The sequence below is a fragment of the Phenylobacterium sp. genome (genome assembly GCF_046590535.1).
Taxonomy (GTDB): Bacteria; Pseudomonadota; Alphaproteobacteria; order Caulobacterales; family Caulobacteraceae; genus Phenylobacterium.
Genome location: NZ_JBKJTG010000125.1, coordinates 1 through 15,014, shown reverse-complemented (window position 1 = coordinate 15,014; position 15,014 = coordinate 1). Strand labels below are relative to the sequence as shown.

At 69.3% G+C, this 15,014-nt stretch carries 14 protein-coding genes; 9 read left to right on the top strand and 5 right to left on the bottom strand.

Translation table 11 applies throughout. The features are described 5' to 3' along the window. Positions 1-1,702 (top strand): translational GTPase TypA (typA, locus tag ACLL81_RS07575; protein WP_411287739.1); only part of this gene is annotated, 1,702 nt, incomplete at its 5' end. Here typA and ACLL81_RS07570 read toward each other — a convergent pair. Continuing rightward, positions 1,689-1,853, bottom strand: coding sequence for a hypothetical protein (locus tag ACLL81_RS07570; RefSeq protein ID WP_411287738.1), 165 nt, complete (start codon positions 1,851-1,853; stop codon positions 1,689-1,691). The two genes, typA and ACLL81_RS07570, sit on opposite strands and share 14 nt — an antisense overlap. Before the next feature lie 30 nt (positions 1,854-1,883). Here ACLL81_RS07570 and ACLL81_RS07565 point away from each other — a divergent pair, with 30 nt between their 5' ends. After that, a complete protein-coding gene (locus ACLL81_RS07565; protein ID WP_411287737.1) occupies positions 1,884-3,053 on the top strand; it encodes an aminotransferase in 1,170 nt (389 codons plus the stop codon). A 1-nt stretch (position 3,054) separates the two neighbouring features. Here ACLL81_RS07565 and ACLL81_RS07560 read toward each other — a convergent pair whose 3' ends face one another. Continuing rightward, positions 3,055-3,840, bottom strand: coding sequence for an SDR family oxidoreductase (locus ACLL81_RS07560; protein WP_411287740.1), 786 nt, complete (start codon positions 3,838-3,840; stop codon positions 3,055-3,057). A gap of 153 nt (positions 3,841-3,993) precedes the next feature. On the opposite strand from ACLL81_RS07560, the gene ACLL81_RS07555 reads away from it, so the two are divergent. Then, positions 3,994-5,904: a PQQ-binding-like beta-propeller repeat protein gene (locus tag ACLL81_RS07555; protein ID WP_411287736.1), complete on the top strand. Its 1,911-nt coding sequence runs from the start codon at positions 3,994-3,996 to the stop codon at positions 5,902-5,904. Here ACLL81_RS07555 and ACLL81_RS07550 read toward each other — a convergent pair. Continuing rightward, complete coding sequence (locus ACLL81_RS07550) at positions 5,901-6,644, bottom strand: extensin family protein (RefSeq protein ID WP_411287735.1); 744 nt, start codon at positions 6,642-6,644, stop codon at positions 5,901-5,903. The two genes, ACLL81_RS07555 and ACLL81_RS07550, sit on opposite strands and share 4 nt — an antisense overlap. A gap of 144 nt (positions 6,645-6,788) precedes the next feature. On the opposite strand from ACLL81_RS07550, the gene ACLL81_RS07545 reads away from it, so the two are divergent. Genes ACLL81_RS07545 through ACLL81_RS07535 form a run of 3 tightly spaced genes read left to right on the top strand, consistent with a single transcriptional unit; the run spans position 6,789 to position 10,144 of the window. Next, positions 6,789-7,412 (top strand): ATP-dependent Clp protease proteolytic subunit, encoded by a 624-nt coding sequence (locus tag ACLL81_RS07545; RefSeq protein ID WP_411287734.1) that lies wholly within the window; start codon positions 6,789-6,791, stop codon positions 7,410-7,412. A gap of 5 nt (positions 7,413-7,417) precedes the next feature. Then, a complete protein-coding gene (locus ACLL81_RS07540) occupies positions 7,418-9,022 on the top strand; it encodes an alpha-glucosidase family protein (protein WP_411287733.1) in 1,605 nt (534 codons plus the stop codon). 24 nt (positions 9,023-9,046) lie between these two features. Beyond that, the gene (locus ACLL81_RS07535) at positions 9,047-10,144 is read left to right on the top strand and encodes an aromatic ring-hydroxylating oxygenase subunit alpha (RefSeq protein ID WP_411287732.1); all 1,098 of its coding nucleotides are present in this window, start codon (positions 9,047-9,049) and stop codon (positions 10,142-10,144) included. Here ACLL81_RS07535 and ACLL81_RS07530 read toward each other — a convergent pair. Further along, positions 10,141-11,268, bottom strand: a complete 1,128-nt coding sequence (locus tag ACLL81_RS07530; RefSeq protein WP_411287731.1) for a L,D-transpeptidase family protein — start codon at positions 11,266-11,268, stop codon at positions 10,141-10,143. The two genes, ACLL81_RS07535 and ACLL81_RS07530, sit on opposite strands and share 4 nt — an antisense overlap. A 38-nt stretch (positions 11,269-11,306) precedes the next feature. Here ACLL81_RS07530 and ACLL81_RS07525 point away from each other — a divergent pair, with 38 nt between their 5' ends. Continuing rightward, on the top strand, positions 11,307-12,245 hold the full coding sequence (locus tag ACLL81_RS07525; protein ID WP_411287730.1) for a D-alanyl-D-alanine carboxypeptidase family protein: 939 nt from the start codon (positions 11,307-11,309) through the stop codon (positions 12,243-12,245). Positions 12,246-12,311: 66 nt separating this feature from the next. After that, a complete protein-coding gene (locus ACLL81_RS07520) occupies positions 12,312-13,103 on the top strand; it encodes an alpha/beta fold hydrolase (protein ID WP_411287729.1) in 792 nt (263 codons plus the stop codon). On the opposite strand, the gene ACLL81_RS07515 is transcribed toward ACLL81_RS07520, so the two are convergent. Beyond that, positions 13,100-13,726: a glutathione S-transferase family protein gene (locus tag ACLL81_RS07515; protein ID WP_411287728.1), complete on the bottom strand. Its 627-nt coding sequence runs from the start codon at positions 13,724-13,726 to the stop codon at positions 13,100-13,102. The two genes, ACLL81_RS07520 and ACLL81_RS07515, sit on opposite strands and share 4 nt — an antisense overlap. Positions 13,727-13,804: 78 nt before the next feature. Here ACLL81_RS07515 and ACLL81_RS07510 point away from each other — a divergent pair. Next, a partial coding sequence (locus ACLL81_RS07510) for an acyl-CoA dehydrogenase family protein (RefSeq protein ID WP_411287727.1) occupies positions 13,805-15,014 on the top strand: 1,210 nt, incomplete at its 3' end.

Sequence of the window (15,014 nt, the reverse complement as noted above, 5' to 3'; positions counted from 1 at the left end):
CGACCAGGAGCGCGAGCGCGGGATCACCATCCTGGCCAAGTGCACCAGCGTGCTGTGGCATGGCGAGGCGGGCGACACCCGCATCAACATCATCGACACCCCCGGCCACGCCGACTTCGGCGGCGAGGTCGAGCGGATCCTGGGCATGGTGGACGGCTGCGTCATCCTGGTGGACGCCGAAGAAGGGGTCATGCCCCAGACCAAGTTCGTGCTGGGCAAGGCGCTGAAGATGGGCCTGCGCCCGATCCTATGCCTCAACAAGGTCGACCGGCCGCACGCCGACCCCGACCGCGTGCTGAACGACGCCTTCGACCTGTTTGCCGCCATCGGCGCCACCGACGAGCAGCTCGACTTCCCGCACATCTACGCCTCGGGCAAGAACGGCTGGGCGACCCTGGACATGTCCAAGCCGTCGGAGACCCTGGCCCCGCTTTTCGACCTGGTGGTCAAGCACGTGCCCGAGCCAGCCGCCATCGCGCGCAGGGACGGCCCGTTCCAGATCCTTTCGGTGCTGATCGAGAACGACCCCTTCCTGGGCCGCCTGCTGACCGGGCGCATCGAGTCCGGAAAGGCCACGCCCGGCATGGCGATCCACGCCCTGGGCATCGACGGCAAGGAGATCGAGCGCGGCCGCATCACCAAGGTGCTGGCCTTCCGCGGTCTGAAGCGCCAACCGATCGAGGACGCCGAAGCCGGCGACATCGTCGCCATCGCGGGCCTCTCGAAGGCCACCGTGGCGGACACCTTGTGCGCCCTGGAGGTCACCGAGGCCCTGCCCGCCCAGCCGATCGACCCGCCGACCATCTCCATGACCGTGTCGGTGAACGACAGCCCCCTGGCCGGCCGCGAAGGCGACAAGGTGCAGAGCCGGGTGATCCGCGACCGCCTCATCAGGGAAGCTCAGTCCAACGTCGCCATCCGGGTCAGCGAGACGCCCGATCGGGACGCCTATGAGGTGGCCGGCCGTGGCGAACTGCAACTGGGCGTGCTCATCGAAGGCATGCGCCGCGAGGGCTTCGAGCTCTCCATCAGCCGCCCGCGGGTGGTGTTCCAGATCGACCCGGAGACCGGTGAGCGGATGGAGCCCATCGAGGACGTGATGATCGACGTGGACGAAGAGTTCAGCGGTATCGTCATCGAGAAGCTGTCCACCCGCCGCGCCGAGCTGAAGGACATGGGCCCCTCGGGGTCGGGCAAGACGCGCCTGAGCTTCATGTCGCCGTCGCGCTCCCTAATCGGCTACCAGGGGGAGTTCCTCACCGACACCCGCGGCTCGGGCGTCCTGAACCGGGTGTTCAGCCACTACGAGCCCTACAAGGGCTCCATCGACGCGGGCCGCAAGGGCGTGCTGGTCTCCAACTCCGAGGGCGAGACCGCGGCCTTCGCGCTGTGGAACCTGGAAGACCGCGGCACGATGTTCGTGGGCGGCGGCGAAAAGACCTACCAGGGCATGATTATCGGCGAGAACTCCCGGTCCGACGACCTGGACGTGAATCCGATGAAGGCCAAGCAGCTGACCAACGTGCGCGCCTCCGGCAAGGACGAGGCCGTGCGCCTGACCCCGCCGCGCCGGCCCACCCTCGAACAGGCCATCGCCTACATCGAGGAAGACGAGCTGGTGGAAGTGACGCCCAAGTCGATCCGCCTGCGCAAGAAGATACTCAACCCCTCCTTCCGCAAAAAGCGCGTCAAGGAAGACTAAGCGACCGCTCCATCCAGACGTTGCAGCGGGCGTACGCGGTATCCTGCGAGGCGCGGTCCGGAAAGCTCATGGCGGCGCCCAGGGCGATGATCTTGCCCTGTGGGTCGCGGAAGTCGACGATCTCCATGTCGCGGCCCCCGAAGGATGGCATAGGCGCCGATGGCGCCGCTAAGCTGGTCCCATGGCCAACGCGATTTTCTCATCCCTGCCCACAACCATCTTCGAGGAAATGTCGGGGCTGGCGCGGGCATCCGGCGCGGTGAACCTGGGCCAGGGTTTCCCCGACGACCCGGGGCCGGAGGCGATCCGGGCCAAGGCCGCCGACGCGGTGCTCAACGGCTACAACCAGTACCCACCCATGGCCGGCTTGCCGGAGCTGCGCCAGGCGGTGGCCGGCCACTACGCCCGCACGCAGGGGCTCGACTTCGACTGGACCCGCGAGGTGACCATCACCTCGGGCGCCACCGAGGCCCTGGCGGCGGCCTTCTTCGGCCTGATCGAGACGGGCGACGAGGTCATCGTCTTCCAGCCGGTTTATGACGCCTACCTGCCGCTGATCCGCCGGGCGGGCGGCGTGCCGAAGCTGGTGCGCCTGTCGCCGCCGCACTGGCGGTTCGACCGGGCCATGCTGGAGGCCGCGTCCAGCCCTCGCACCCGCTTCGTGGTGCTGAACAATCCGATCAATCCGGCCGGCGTCGTGCTGCCTGACGAGGATCTGGCCCTGTTGGCGCAGTTCTGCGTGGCCCACGACGCCATCGCCGTCTGCGACGAGGTCTGGGAGCAGGTGGTGTTCGGCGAGGCCCGCCACCGGCCGCTGATCGCCTATCCGGGGATGCGCGAGCGCTGCGTGAAGGTGGGGTCGGCCGGCAAGATGTTCGGCCTGACGGGCTGGAAGGTGGGGTTCCTGTGCGCCGCGCCCGCGCTCACCCACGCGCTCGCCCGCGCCCACCAGTTCCTGACCTTCACCACCCCGCCGAACCTGCAGGTGGCGGTGGCCTGGGGCCTGGAAAACTCAGCCGACTGGTTCCGGGATATGCCGCTGGAGCTGGCGCGCGCCCACGACCGGCTGGCCGAAGGATTGAGGCGCGAGGGCTTCAGCGTGCTCGCCTCCCAGGGCACCTACTTCCTCAATGTTGACCTGCCTGCCTCCGGGATCGACGAGCCGGACCGCGCCTTCTGCCTGCGCGCGGTGAATGAGGCCGGGGTCGCGGCGATCCCGGTCTCGGCGCTCTATGAGGAGGACCCGGTGACGACCATCATACGATTGTGCTTTTCCAAACACGACGCGACGCTGGACGCTGGCATTGAGCGGCTGGCGAATGCGCGGGCGCTGAGCCGCGCCGGCGGCTGACCTAGCTGGTCGAGCCGCCGTCCACCACGATGGTCTGGCCGGTGGTCCAGGCGCCGGCCCGCGACGCCAAGTATACCGCCGCCCCGGCGATGTCGTCAGGCTCGCCCAGCCGGCGAAGCGGGGTGCCGGCGCTGGCGCGCTTCTCGCCCTCCGGGGTGTCCCACAGGGCGCGGGCGAAGTCGGTCTTCACCAGACCCGGCGCGATGCAGTTGACCCGGATGTTGTCGGGGCCCAGCTCGCCGGCCAGGTTACGGGCGAGCTGCATGTCGGCGGCCTTGGAGATGCAGTAGGCGCCGATGGCGGTGGAGCCGCGCAGCCCGCCGATCGAGGAGATGATCACGATCGCGCCGTCTTTCCGCTCACGCATCTCAGGGGCGACCATGTTGATCAGCCAGTTGTTGGCGATGATGTTGTTCTCGAGGATCTTGCGGAACTGCTCGTCGCTGATCCCGCTCATCGGGCCGTAGTAGGGGTTCGAGGCGGCGTTGCAGACCACGATGTCGACCTTGCCGAAGGCCGCGCGGGTCTCGTCCACCAGGCGTTGCAGGTCGTCCTTCGAGGAGATGTTGGCCGGGACCGCGATGGCGTGGCCGGGGTGCTTGGCGTTGATCGCCGCGGCCACTTCGTCGCAGGGGCCGGCCTTGCGCGACGAGATCGCCACCCGGGCGCCGTGCTCCGCCATGCGCTCGGCGATGGCCTTGCCGATGCCGCGGGTGGAGCCGGTGATCACCGCGACCTTCCCGGTCAGGTCGAACAGGCCACCGGCGCCGACCGCAAGCTTTTCCATCGTCTCGCTCATGGCGGGCTCCCTCTCCAAACGATTGTTTGACCGCGGACATTTGCGATGGGGCTGACGCGGAGGTCAAGCAGTCCTATGGTCGGCGCCTAGCGTACCCGAACGCCGAAAGAGCGTCGGGCTGAAAATCGGGGAGAATCTGACATGTCCTGGGCTCGCATCGCGGCCGTACTCGCCGCCGCCGCCGCCTTCCTCATGGCCGCCGCCCTGCCCGCCGCCGCGCAGACGCCACTGCCGCATCGCGGGGAAGGCCACTACCGCACCCACTGCGCAGCCTGCCACGACAACCCCGAGGCCACCCGGTCGCCGGCCAAGACGACCCTGTCAGCGATGAGTTACCAAGCGCTGAACTACGCCCTGACCCAGGGCAAGATGCGCCTGCAAGGCCAGGCGCTGACCGACGAGAGCCGCGGCCAGCTGATCAACTACCTGACCGGCCGCAACACCGCGACGCTCGACACCTGGAGCCGCGGGATGATGTGCGAGGGCAATCGCCGCAACGTGGACCTCTCGGGCCCGGCCAGCGTCACCACCTTCGGCTTCGACCGCGCCAACACCCGCACCCTCACCGCCAACCAGACCGGCCTCACTAAGGCCAAGCTCGCCAAGCTGGAGCTGGCCTGGGCCATCGCCTTCCCCGACGTGACCATGCTGCGCTCCCAACCGGTGGTGGTGGGCAACAACGTCTTCCTGCCGGTGGCCGAGTCCTCGGCGGTCTACGCCTTCGACATCAGCTCGCCGGACAAGCCCTGCGTGCAGTGGATCTACAACGCGCCCGGCGGCGCACCGCTGCGCACCAGCGCGGCCTATGGGGTGCTGGCCGACGGGCGTGGCGTGCTGGCCTTCTCGGGCCTGGATTCCACAGTCCATGTGATCGACGCCAAGACCGGCAAGGCGCTGTGGGCCAGGAACGTCGGGGTCTATTCGTTCTCGCTGACCACCGGCACGCCGCGGGTGTTGAAGGACCGGATCATCGTGCCGGTCTCGCAGTACGAGATCATGGTCGCCGCGAACAATTCGGAGACCTGCTGCACCAATCACGGATTCGTCCTGTCCCTGGACCCCATCACCGGCGCCCAGCAATGGCGCTACGACACCATGCCGGAGGCGACCCCGGTGCGCGATCGGGGCGACGGCAAGATGCTCTATGGCCCGTCCGGCGCACCGATCTGGAACTCGCCGCTGGTGGATGAGAAGCGCGGCCTGATCTACTTCGGCACCGGCGAGGCCAACTCGCCCCCCGCCCACCGCAACACCAATGCCCTGATCGCCATCCGCCTGGCTGACGGGAGGGAAGTGTGGAGCATGCAGGCCACTGCGAACGACATCTTCAACGTCGGCTGCGGACCGAAACCCCGGCCCGAGCTGCTGAACTGCGTGGCCGACACGGTCTATCGCGACGTGGACTTCGGCGCCTCGGTGTTGCTGGGCAAGCTGAGCGACGGGCGCGAACTGCTGTTCGCCGGCCAGAAGTCCGGCACCGTCTGGGCCCTGGATCCGGCCACCGGCAAGGTGGTCTGGCGCCGCGACATCGGCACCGGCGGGCCCAACGGCGGCATCCACTGGGGCATCGCCTTTGACAAGGACACCGTCTACGCCCCGGTGGCCCAGATCGGCCGCAGCCTGCCCGGCATGGAGGTCGACCCCAGCCTGAAGCCCGGCCTCTATGCGGTGAACGCCAAGACGGGGGTCATCAAGTGGGCCTATGCGGCGACGCCTGACTGCGCCAACGGGCGCGACAAGCGTGTGGCCCGCTGCGAGCGGATGTTCGGCTTCTCCGGCGCGCCCACGGTGATCGACGGGGCGATTGTGCAGGGCAGCCTCGACGGGATCCTGCGGGTGATCGACGCCAAGACCGGCCTGGAGCTGTGGAAGTTCGACACCCTGCGGTCCTACGAGACGCTGAACGGCATACCCGGCAAGGGCGGCTCCATGGATGCGGCGGGGATCGTCGCAGCCAACGGGACGCTGCTGGTCAACTCCGGATACGGCATGTTCGGCCAGGCGCCGGGCAATGCGTTCCTGGCGTTTCGGCCGACCGCCGCGAAACGTTAGCGACAGACCCCGTATCGCCCATGGTCCAGGTGCAGATGGTCGCGGTGGGCGGCGTTGTAGTCGGGGCTGAGCACCGCGCGGAACCAGGGGCAGGCGCCGTCGCGCACCCGCCGCAGAAACCGGCCGCGGTCTCCATCATCACGGAAGTCGCGCAGCACCGCGACCCGCCGGCCGCCTGAGGTGGTGAAGCTAGCCACGTCGATGGCGTTGGCGAAGGCGTGCTCGCTGCGGCGTCCCTGCGCCCGGCCGTAGACGTTGCGGCAGGCGTAGGTCCCGTAGTGCTCCACCCGGGCTACGGGCTGGCCCAGCAGGTCGCGGGCGGCGGGCTGCACCACGTGGAGGCTCCAGAAGGCGTAGCCCAGGGCCACCGGGCAGGTGACCACCGGGGCGGCGGGCGACAGGGCCGCGGCGCTTTCCCTGAGCCGAATGGTGTTGGCGGTGGCGCAGCCGCCGGCTTGCTTATCCGGCTCCTCGGTGAAGGCCAGGCCGCCCTCGGCCAGCACCTGGCGGCAGAGCACGGGATCGGCGGCGGCCCGGGCGAACTTCATCGCCGTAGCCATCCCCAGCGGCTGGTCCAGGCGCAGCGGTTTCCACGGCAGGTCCTGAGGCGGCGCCCAGGCGTTCACCGCCATGGCCAGCAGCAAGGCGCCGACGGAAAAATCGAGCAGGGTGGCCCACAGGCCGGCCAGCGCCAGGGTCTCCGGCGAGACAGGTCGCAGCCTGGGAAATCGTCGGGTCACAGCCGCCGAACGGATGGAAGGCGGCGAGGTTCAGCGCTCAACGACGCAAAGCTTTCGACCTGGACGGAGGAATCCGCCTGCGCCCCCTTGCGGCGGGGCCTCCGGCGACGCACGTTCCGGGCTAGCTGTTTCGACGAGGACTTCATGCGCGACATCTACACGGGCCTACTGGACGACCAAGACGGCGACGACGAGGACAAGGGCCGCCTGCCCGATATGCCGATGACTGCCGGGCCGGTCCAGAACGCGCTTTTCAAGTCCCGCACCGTTCTGGTGTTCGGCGAGGTGGACATGCGCATGGCCGAGCGGGTCACTGCACAGCTCACCGCGCTGTCGGCCGAGAACGACAAGGACATCCGGGTCATCATCAACTCCCCCGGCGGGCATGTGGAAAGCGGCGACACCATCCACGACATGATCCGCTTCTGCGGGCCCAACGTGAAGGTGATCGGCACCGGCTGGGTGGCCTCGGCCGGCGCGCACATCTATCTGGGGGCGCACAAGGAGAACCGCCTGTGCCTGCCCAACACCCGCTTCCTGCTGCACCAGCCGATGGGCGGCGTCCGCGGCCAGGCCTCGGACATCCAGATCGAGGCCGAGGAGATCATCAAGATGCGCGACCGGGTGAACCGGATGGTCGCGCGTGAGACCGGCCAGACCTTCGAGAAGGTCGTCAAGGACACCCAGCGGAACTTCTGGATGACCGCGGAGGAGGCCAAGGCCTACGGCCTGGTGTCGAAGATCATCAACAACACCTCGGAAGCCTAAAGTCCGTGGCGGCGTGGTGGCAGGGCTGTGTCCTCTACCACGTCTATGTCCGCAGCTTTTTTGACAGCGACGGCGATGGCCAGGGCGACCTGGCCGGCGTCGCGGCCAAGCTCGACTACATCGAGAGCCTCGGCGTCGACGGGATCTGGCTGTCGCCCATCCACTCCTCGCCGAACCGTGACTGGGGCTATGACATCGCCGACTTCGACGGCGTGCAGGGCGACTACGGCACGGCGGAGGACTTCCAGCGCCTGTTGGACGCCGCCCACGCCCGGGGCCTGAAGGTGGTCCTGGACGAGGTGCTGTCGCACACCTCCGACGAGCACCCCTGGTTCATCGAGAGCCTGACCGGCGGCAAGGATGGGCCGAAGGCGGACTGGTATGTCTGGGCCGACCCCGCGACGGACGGCACGGCGCCCAACAACTGGCTGTCGGTGTTCGGCGGTCCGGCCTGGGCCTACCAGCCGGCCAGGCGCCAGCACTACCACCACAAGTTCCTGCGCCAGCAGCCGAAGTTGAACTGGCGCAACGCCCAGGCGCGGGAAGCCGCACTTTCGGTGCTGGACCATTGGCTGGCCAAGGGGGTCGATGGCTTCCGCCTGGACGTGGCCGGCACCTACCTCCACGACGAGACCCTGGCGGACAATCCGGCTGTGCCGGTGGCCGAGCGGCGAGGCCTCCATTGGAGCCACGCCGGCAACCTGCAGCGGCACCTGCACGATTCCAACCTGCCTGAGAACATAGAGATGCTGGAGGTGATCCGCAGGCGGGTGGAGGCGCACGGCGACCGCTTCGTGTTCGGCGAGTTCTCGGAGGAAGAGGCGCGCTGCGGGGCTTATCTCTCCCCCGCCGAGGGGCTGCACTCGGCCTATACCTTCGTCCTGCTACTGGCCAAGAAACTCGGGCCCGCCTTCGTGCGCGAGCACTTCGCGACGCTCGCCAGCTTTCCGGACCACTGGCCGACCATCTCGTTCTCCAACCACGACGTGCCGCGCACGCTCACCCGGTTCGGAGGCGAGGACGCAGAGCCGCAGGTGGCCAAGCTGATGTTCGCCCTGCTGCTCAGCCTTAAGGGGTCGACCTTGATCTACCAGGGCGAGGAGCTGGGCCTGCCGCAGGCGGAGCTGACGCGGGATCAGCTCCGCGATCCGGTGGGCGACCTCTACTGGCCCTATGCCGGCGGCCGGGACGGGTGCCGGACGCCGATGCCCTGGACGCCCGGCGCCAACCTCGGCTTCACCACCGCGACGCCCTGGCTGCCGGCCGCGGCCGAGCACGCCGGCCTGAGCGTGGAAGCCCAGGACGCCGACCCGGACTCAACGCTGGCCTTCGCCCGGGCGATAATCGCGGTCCGCCGAGGCTCGGAGGCGATGCGCCTAGGCGGAATGGACTTCCTTGAGGCGCCGGACCCGGTGCTGGCTTTCGTTCGCCGCTACGAGGGTGAGGCGATCGCCTGTCTGTTTAACATGGGCGCGGAGCCTGCGGTGATCTCCGACCCTGCTCTGGCCGGCGCCGAGCGGCTTGGGCCGGAGGCTGGCGAGGCCGAGCTGCGGGGAGCCTCCGTGGGCCTGGCGCCCTACGCCGCCGCGTTCCTGCGGCTGTCCAAATAGGCCCGGCGCGGACTAGAAAGCCTGATGGCCGAGGGCGACAGCAAATCCACGCGGGCAGCGGCGAAGTTCGGCCAGGGGTTCCTGACCGACACCTGGTACTTCGTGGCGCTGGCCGCGGACCTGAAGCCGGGCAAGCTGGCCCGTCACGAACTGCTTGGCGAGCCGGTGCTGTTGGGCCGCTCGCCCGCAGGCCAGGTGTTCGCACTGCGCGACATCTGCCCACACCGCGCCGCGCCGCTGTCGGCGGGCCGCTTCCACAAGGAAGCGTCGGGCGCCGAGAGCGTGGCGTGCCCCTATCACGGCTGGCGGTTCGGGGCGGACGGTGGCTGCATGGCGATCCCATCCCTGGTGGACGACCAGGCCATGGACGTCAGCCGCATCCGCGTGCGCCGCTATCCGGTGGCGGAGAGCCAGGGCCTGGTGTTCGTCTGGGCGGCCGGCGATCCCCGGTGGGCAGGCGAGCCCAGCGAGCCTGCGCCGGTGTTCGAGGGCGTGGTCGGCGGGCGGCCCAAGCTGGTGGACCGCATGACCTTCGACGCCCACATCGACCACGCGGTTGTGGGGCTGATGGACCCGGCGCACGGCCCCTATGTGCACCAGCAGTGGTGGTGGCGTTCAGCCGGCAGCCAGCACGAGAAGGCCAAGCGCTTCGAACCCCGCGAGCTGGGGTTCGCCATGGTGCGGCACCAGCCTTCGAAGAACTCCCGCGCCTACGCCATCTTGGGGGGTGAGCCGCTCACCGAGATCACCTTCCGGATCCCCGGCCTGCGCTGGGAGCACGTGACCGTGGGCAAGCGCCAGGTGCTGTCGCTGACCTGCCTGACGCCAGTCAACGACGCCACCACGCGGATCACCCAGATCGTCTGGTCCGACCACCCGGCGTTCGTCCTCCTGCGGCCGGCCATCGCCGCGGGGGCGCGGACGTTCCTGCGCCAGGACGGGGACATGGTGAACCTACAGAAGCAGGGCCTGAAGTACGACCCGGCCCTCCTGTGGGTCGATGACGCAGACCGTCAGGCCAAGTGGTACCAGCAACTCAAGCGCGAATGGGCCGCGAGCCGGCGGGACAAGCGCGCCTTCGTCAATCCCGTCGAGCCCACGACCTTGCGCTGGCGCAGCTAGGTCCTGGTCTGCGCCGCCGGCTTTGCGTCGGCGCCCAGGAACACCACCATGGTGGCCTTGCTCACCGCCTGGCTGAGCTGGCGCACGTCCCAGTTGGTCAGCCGAACGCAGCCGTGGCTGGCGGTCTTGCCCACCAGCCTGGGGTCCGGCGCGCCATGGATACCGTAGGTGTCCTTGGTCAGATCAATCCAGACGGCCCCCACCGGGTTGTTGGGGCCGGCCTTGATGATCTGCTTGCCCGCCGACTTGTCCCCGAAGTTGAGCCGGGAGGGGTCGTAGGTCCAGGTGGGGTTGGGGGCGACGGTGTTCACCGCCCACTCGCCGGCCGGGGTCGGCGTCTCCGACGAACCGACGGTGGCCGGGTAGGAGGCCAGCAGCTTGCCGTCGGCGCCATAGGCGCGGACCTGCTTCTTGGTCTTGTCTACGTCGATGCGGGTCACGGCGCCCGGCAGCTTCTCCGCGCCCGGCGCGGCCACGACGATCTTCGTCCCCGCGACCGCAAAATCGGCGTCCGGGTTCAGCGCTTTCAGCAGCGCCTCGTCCATGTGGAATTTCTCGGCCAGCAGCTCTACCGGGTTCATGAAGCCAAGCCGCTGCAGCTTGGCCATGTCCTCGTACTTCTTGGGAATGACGGGGGTGAAGGGGCCTTTCACGTCGTCGGCGGTGATCGTGTAGTCAGTCATCACCGGGCCGGTGTCGCCGGCTAGAGCCGCCCACACCTTCTCGTCCATCAGACCGTCTTCCGGCAAGCCACGGGCCGCCTCGAAGGCGCCGACCGCGTTGCGCATGTTGCCGCCGTCCTGGCCGTCGATGACACCGGGCGAGAAGTGCGCCCGCGACAACAGCACCTGGGTGCGGATCAGCATGTCGCGCTTGGCCTGGGGCGTGGCGGGGGCGGACACCCACGCAGCCTTGTCGACGGACATGGCCAGGGGCGAGGCCGAGGCGGTGACTGGGGGAAGCCCCAGGGCGGCGGGATAGATGCCGGGGGTCGGCAGCGACTGGTCGGTGGCCGGGGCCACCTTTGCCACGGTCTGGGACGCGCCACTGGGCGCGGGCTCCGAGCAGGCGGCGAGGAAGAGCGCGGGGACGCTCGCGAAAAGTGCCGCCTTGGCGAATTTCATTGTGGACCTCTGCAGTCAGCCGCGCGTTGCTGTGCGGCGTGAGGTTCAAACCATCAGAAGCGTTGCGGTTCCTGGGCGCGGTCGCCGTGGCGATCCTGCTGCTGGGCCTTTTGGTCCTGCGGGTGACCAGTTGCGCGCCGGTGACGCCGCCCGGACCGGCCAGGCCGCCGGAGTTTTCAACCCCCGGCCCGCCGCCACCGCCACCGGCGCCTCTCGTCACCATGGCCTGCAACATCCCGGCCTGGACCGCGGCGGCCGCGGTGAACGCCGTGGCGCTAAGGACCATGCCCTGGGCGCCGTTCCGACGGAGCGAGATCGGGTGGGAAATCTACGCCCCGATGATCGCGCGCGAGATCGGCACCGGCTGTCCGCCGGAGACCGCCGGGTTCGCCGGGGCCTACGCCGACTGGCAGACCAAGCAGCGCCTGCAACCCACCGGCCTGGTCACCGAGGCGGAGTTCCAGACCCTGCGCAACATCGTCCAGATGCGGCGCATCTTCGTTCGCGCCCGAGGCGTCTGCCCGCCGGCGGCCAACGAAGCGGCGCTGGAATGGGCCCGGACCGGCGAGGGCTACAGCGGCAAGGCGGTGGCGCTCCGGCCCGGGGCCTTCGCCGCCTATCGCCAGATGGCCGCCGCGGCGCGCGCCGCTGACCCGGCGATCGCCGCCGATCCGCGAAGCCTGACGATCTTCTCCGGCTACCGCAGCACGACCTCGGACGCCCAGCGGTGCGCCGAGGACGGCAACTGCGACGGGGTGGTCCGGGCGGTCTGCTCGCCGCACCGCACTGGCCTCGCGCTCGACATCTACGTGGGCCAGGCGCCCGGCTTCGGCCCGGATTCCACCGCCGACGCCAACCGCCTGTTCATGAGCAAGACGGCGACCTACCGCTGGCTGCTGGCCAACGGCTACCGCTATGGCTTCGTGAACTATCCGTTCGAGCCCTGGCACTGGGAGTGGACCGGCGAGGCGCCTTGAACAGTTCAACAACCTTTAGGCGAGTACGCTTGCGCGCCAGACGACTGTCCGCCTAGGTTCAACACCATGCCAAGCTTCACCACCGACGGCGTCGCCCTCGCCTATGACGACATCACGCCGGCCGGCGGTGCCGAGCGGACGATCCTGTTGCTCCACGGCTTCGCGTCCAACCGCAGCGAGGGCTGGCGGCGGACCGGCTGGTACGCCGCCTTTGAGCGCCGGCGGATGCGAGTGATCGCGCTGGACCAGCGCGGCCACGGCGAGAGCGCCAAGCTGCACGACGCCCAAGCTTATCGCCGCGCCCGGCTGGCCGCGGACGCCATCGCCCTGATGGATCATCTGGACCTGCTCCGCGTAGACCTGTTCGGCTATTCCATGGGCACGCGCACGGCGCTGCAGGCGGCCATTGAAGCGCCGGGGCGGATCTCCAACCTCATCCTGGGCGGGGTGGGCGGGAAGCTTCTGGAGCCCTCCACGGAGCGCGGGAGCATCATGGCCGACGCCATGCTGGCGGAAGACCCGCAGACCATCAGCCACCCCATGCTGCGCAGTTTCCGGCATTTCGCCGACGAACAAGGGGAAGACCGGCGGGCCCTGGCCGCCTTCGTGCAGGCCGACAATCCGCCCCTGGACCGCGAGGCCATGGGGGCCCTGCCCATGCCGGTGCTGGTGGTGGCCGGACAGCGCGACGAGGGCGCTGGCGATCCGGAGGACCTGGCGCGGGTGTTCCCCCTCGGCCAAGGGGTGACAGTCGCCGGCTGCGACCACTTCTCGGCGATCCCGCACGCGCTCACCAAGGCCGCAGTGTTCGATTTCCTGGACGGCCTGCTGGACGACCCCTTCGAGGGCCGCTTCTAGCGGGCGAAGGAGTAGGCTCCGCCCTTCTCCAGCGCGGCCTTGTAGGCTGGCAGGGCCTGGAAGCGGCCGAGCCACGCCTTGATGTTCGGGTACTGGTCCAGCCGGCCGAAGGCGCCGGTCACCTCGCCCACGAAGCTCATCTGGATGTCGGCGCCGGAGAGCTCATCGCCCACCAGCCAGTCGCGGCCTTCCAGCGCGCTGTTCACGTAGCCCAGGTGGTTGGCGATCTCGCTTTCGATGCGCGGAAGCAGCGGCGCGCCAGCCTCCCCCAGGCGGCCCACATACATGAACAGCATCAGGGGCAGCATGGCTGATCCCTCGGCATAGTGGAGCCACTGGGAATATTGCTCGTAGGCGGCGCTGCCAAGCGCCGGGGCCAGGCGCCCGCCACCGTGCCGGCGGATGATGTAGTCGATGATCGCGCCGGACTCGATGACCGTCTGCTCACCGTCGGTGACCACCGGCGACTTGCCCAGGGGATGCACCGCCTTGAGTTCGGGGGGCGCCAGCCGGGTGCTGGCGTCGCGCTGGTAGCGCTTGACCTCATAGGGAGCGCCGACCTCTTCCAGCAACCACAGGATGCGTTGCGAGCGCGAATCGTTGAGGTGGTGAACGACGATCATCGGGAGACCTTTCCTGTGGGCGGCGCCAGAAAGGCGCCCTGACGCGACGCAAGGCAAGCATCGCCTATAGTGGCGCCCATGAGCCTCGTCCTGCCCGACCTTGTCGATCTCCTAGACCTCGCCGCGGGCGAGGCTGGCGGCCTCGCAGCCGCGCTGCAGACCGCGGTGGCGGCTGAGGTTACCCACGATGGCCGGCTCGACCGGGCGGCGCTGGACGGGGGCCAGCACGGCGCCCACGGCCTGGCCTGGGCGGCGGCCTATGCGGAGACCCTGCGCCAGACCGCGGCCTGGGCGCGGGACCTGGCGGCGTCAGGCGCCCTGACCGAGGCCGAGGCCCTGCCGGCCCAGCTGCTGGCGCACGAATACCTGAGCCAGCTCATGGGCGGTCTGCCTATGAACCAGGGTGAGATCTTCCGGCCCGCCGACCTTGGTGTCCGGGCGGATCGGCTTGAGCCTTTGATTGCCCGGCTGCGGCCTGGCGCCTCGCAAGCGGTGAAAGCGCGAATCGTCGAGTTGCTCGACCAGGCCCGTGGGCGCCCGTCCCTGGAGGCCAGTGGCCTGGACGACACCTTGGAGGCTGTGCGCGACCAGTTCCACGCCTTCGCGGCGGAGAAGATCGCCCCCTTCGCCCACGGCTGGCACCTGCGCGACGAGCTGATCCCGCTGCCACTGATCGAGGAGCTGGGCGCCCTGGGCGTCTTCGGGCTGACCGCGCCGGAGGCCTGGGGCGGCTCCGGCATGGGCAAGGTGGCCATGTGCGTGGTCTCCGAGGCCCTGTCGCGCGCCTGGATCGGCGCAGGCTCCCTGGGCACCCGATCGGAGATCGCCGCAGAACTGATCCTGGCGCACGGCACCGATGACCAGAAGGCCCGCTACCTGCCCGGCATCGCCTCAGGGGCGGTCATCCCCACGGCGGTGTTCACCGAGCCGGAGGCCGGCTCCGACCTGGGGTCGCTGCGCACCCGCGCGGTGCGCGACGGCGACGTCTGGCGGGTGACCGGAGCCAAGACCTGGATCACCCACGCCGCCCGCGCCGACCTGATGACGCTGCTGGTGCGCACGGACCCCAGCTCGAAGGACCACCGGGGGCTTTCCATGTTCCTGGCCGGCAAGCCGCGGGGGACGGTGGCCGAGCCCTTTCCCGCCCCCGGCATGGGGGGCGGCGAAATCGGGGTGATCGGCTATCGCGGCATGAAGGAGTACGAGATCGCCTTCGACGGCTTCGAGGTCGCCCACGCCGACCACCCCGATCTCGCCGCCCCCCATGCCGGGGGCGGGAAAGGGCTCG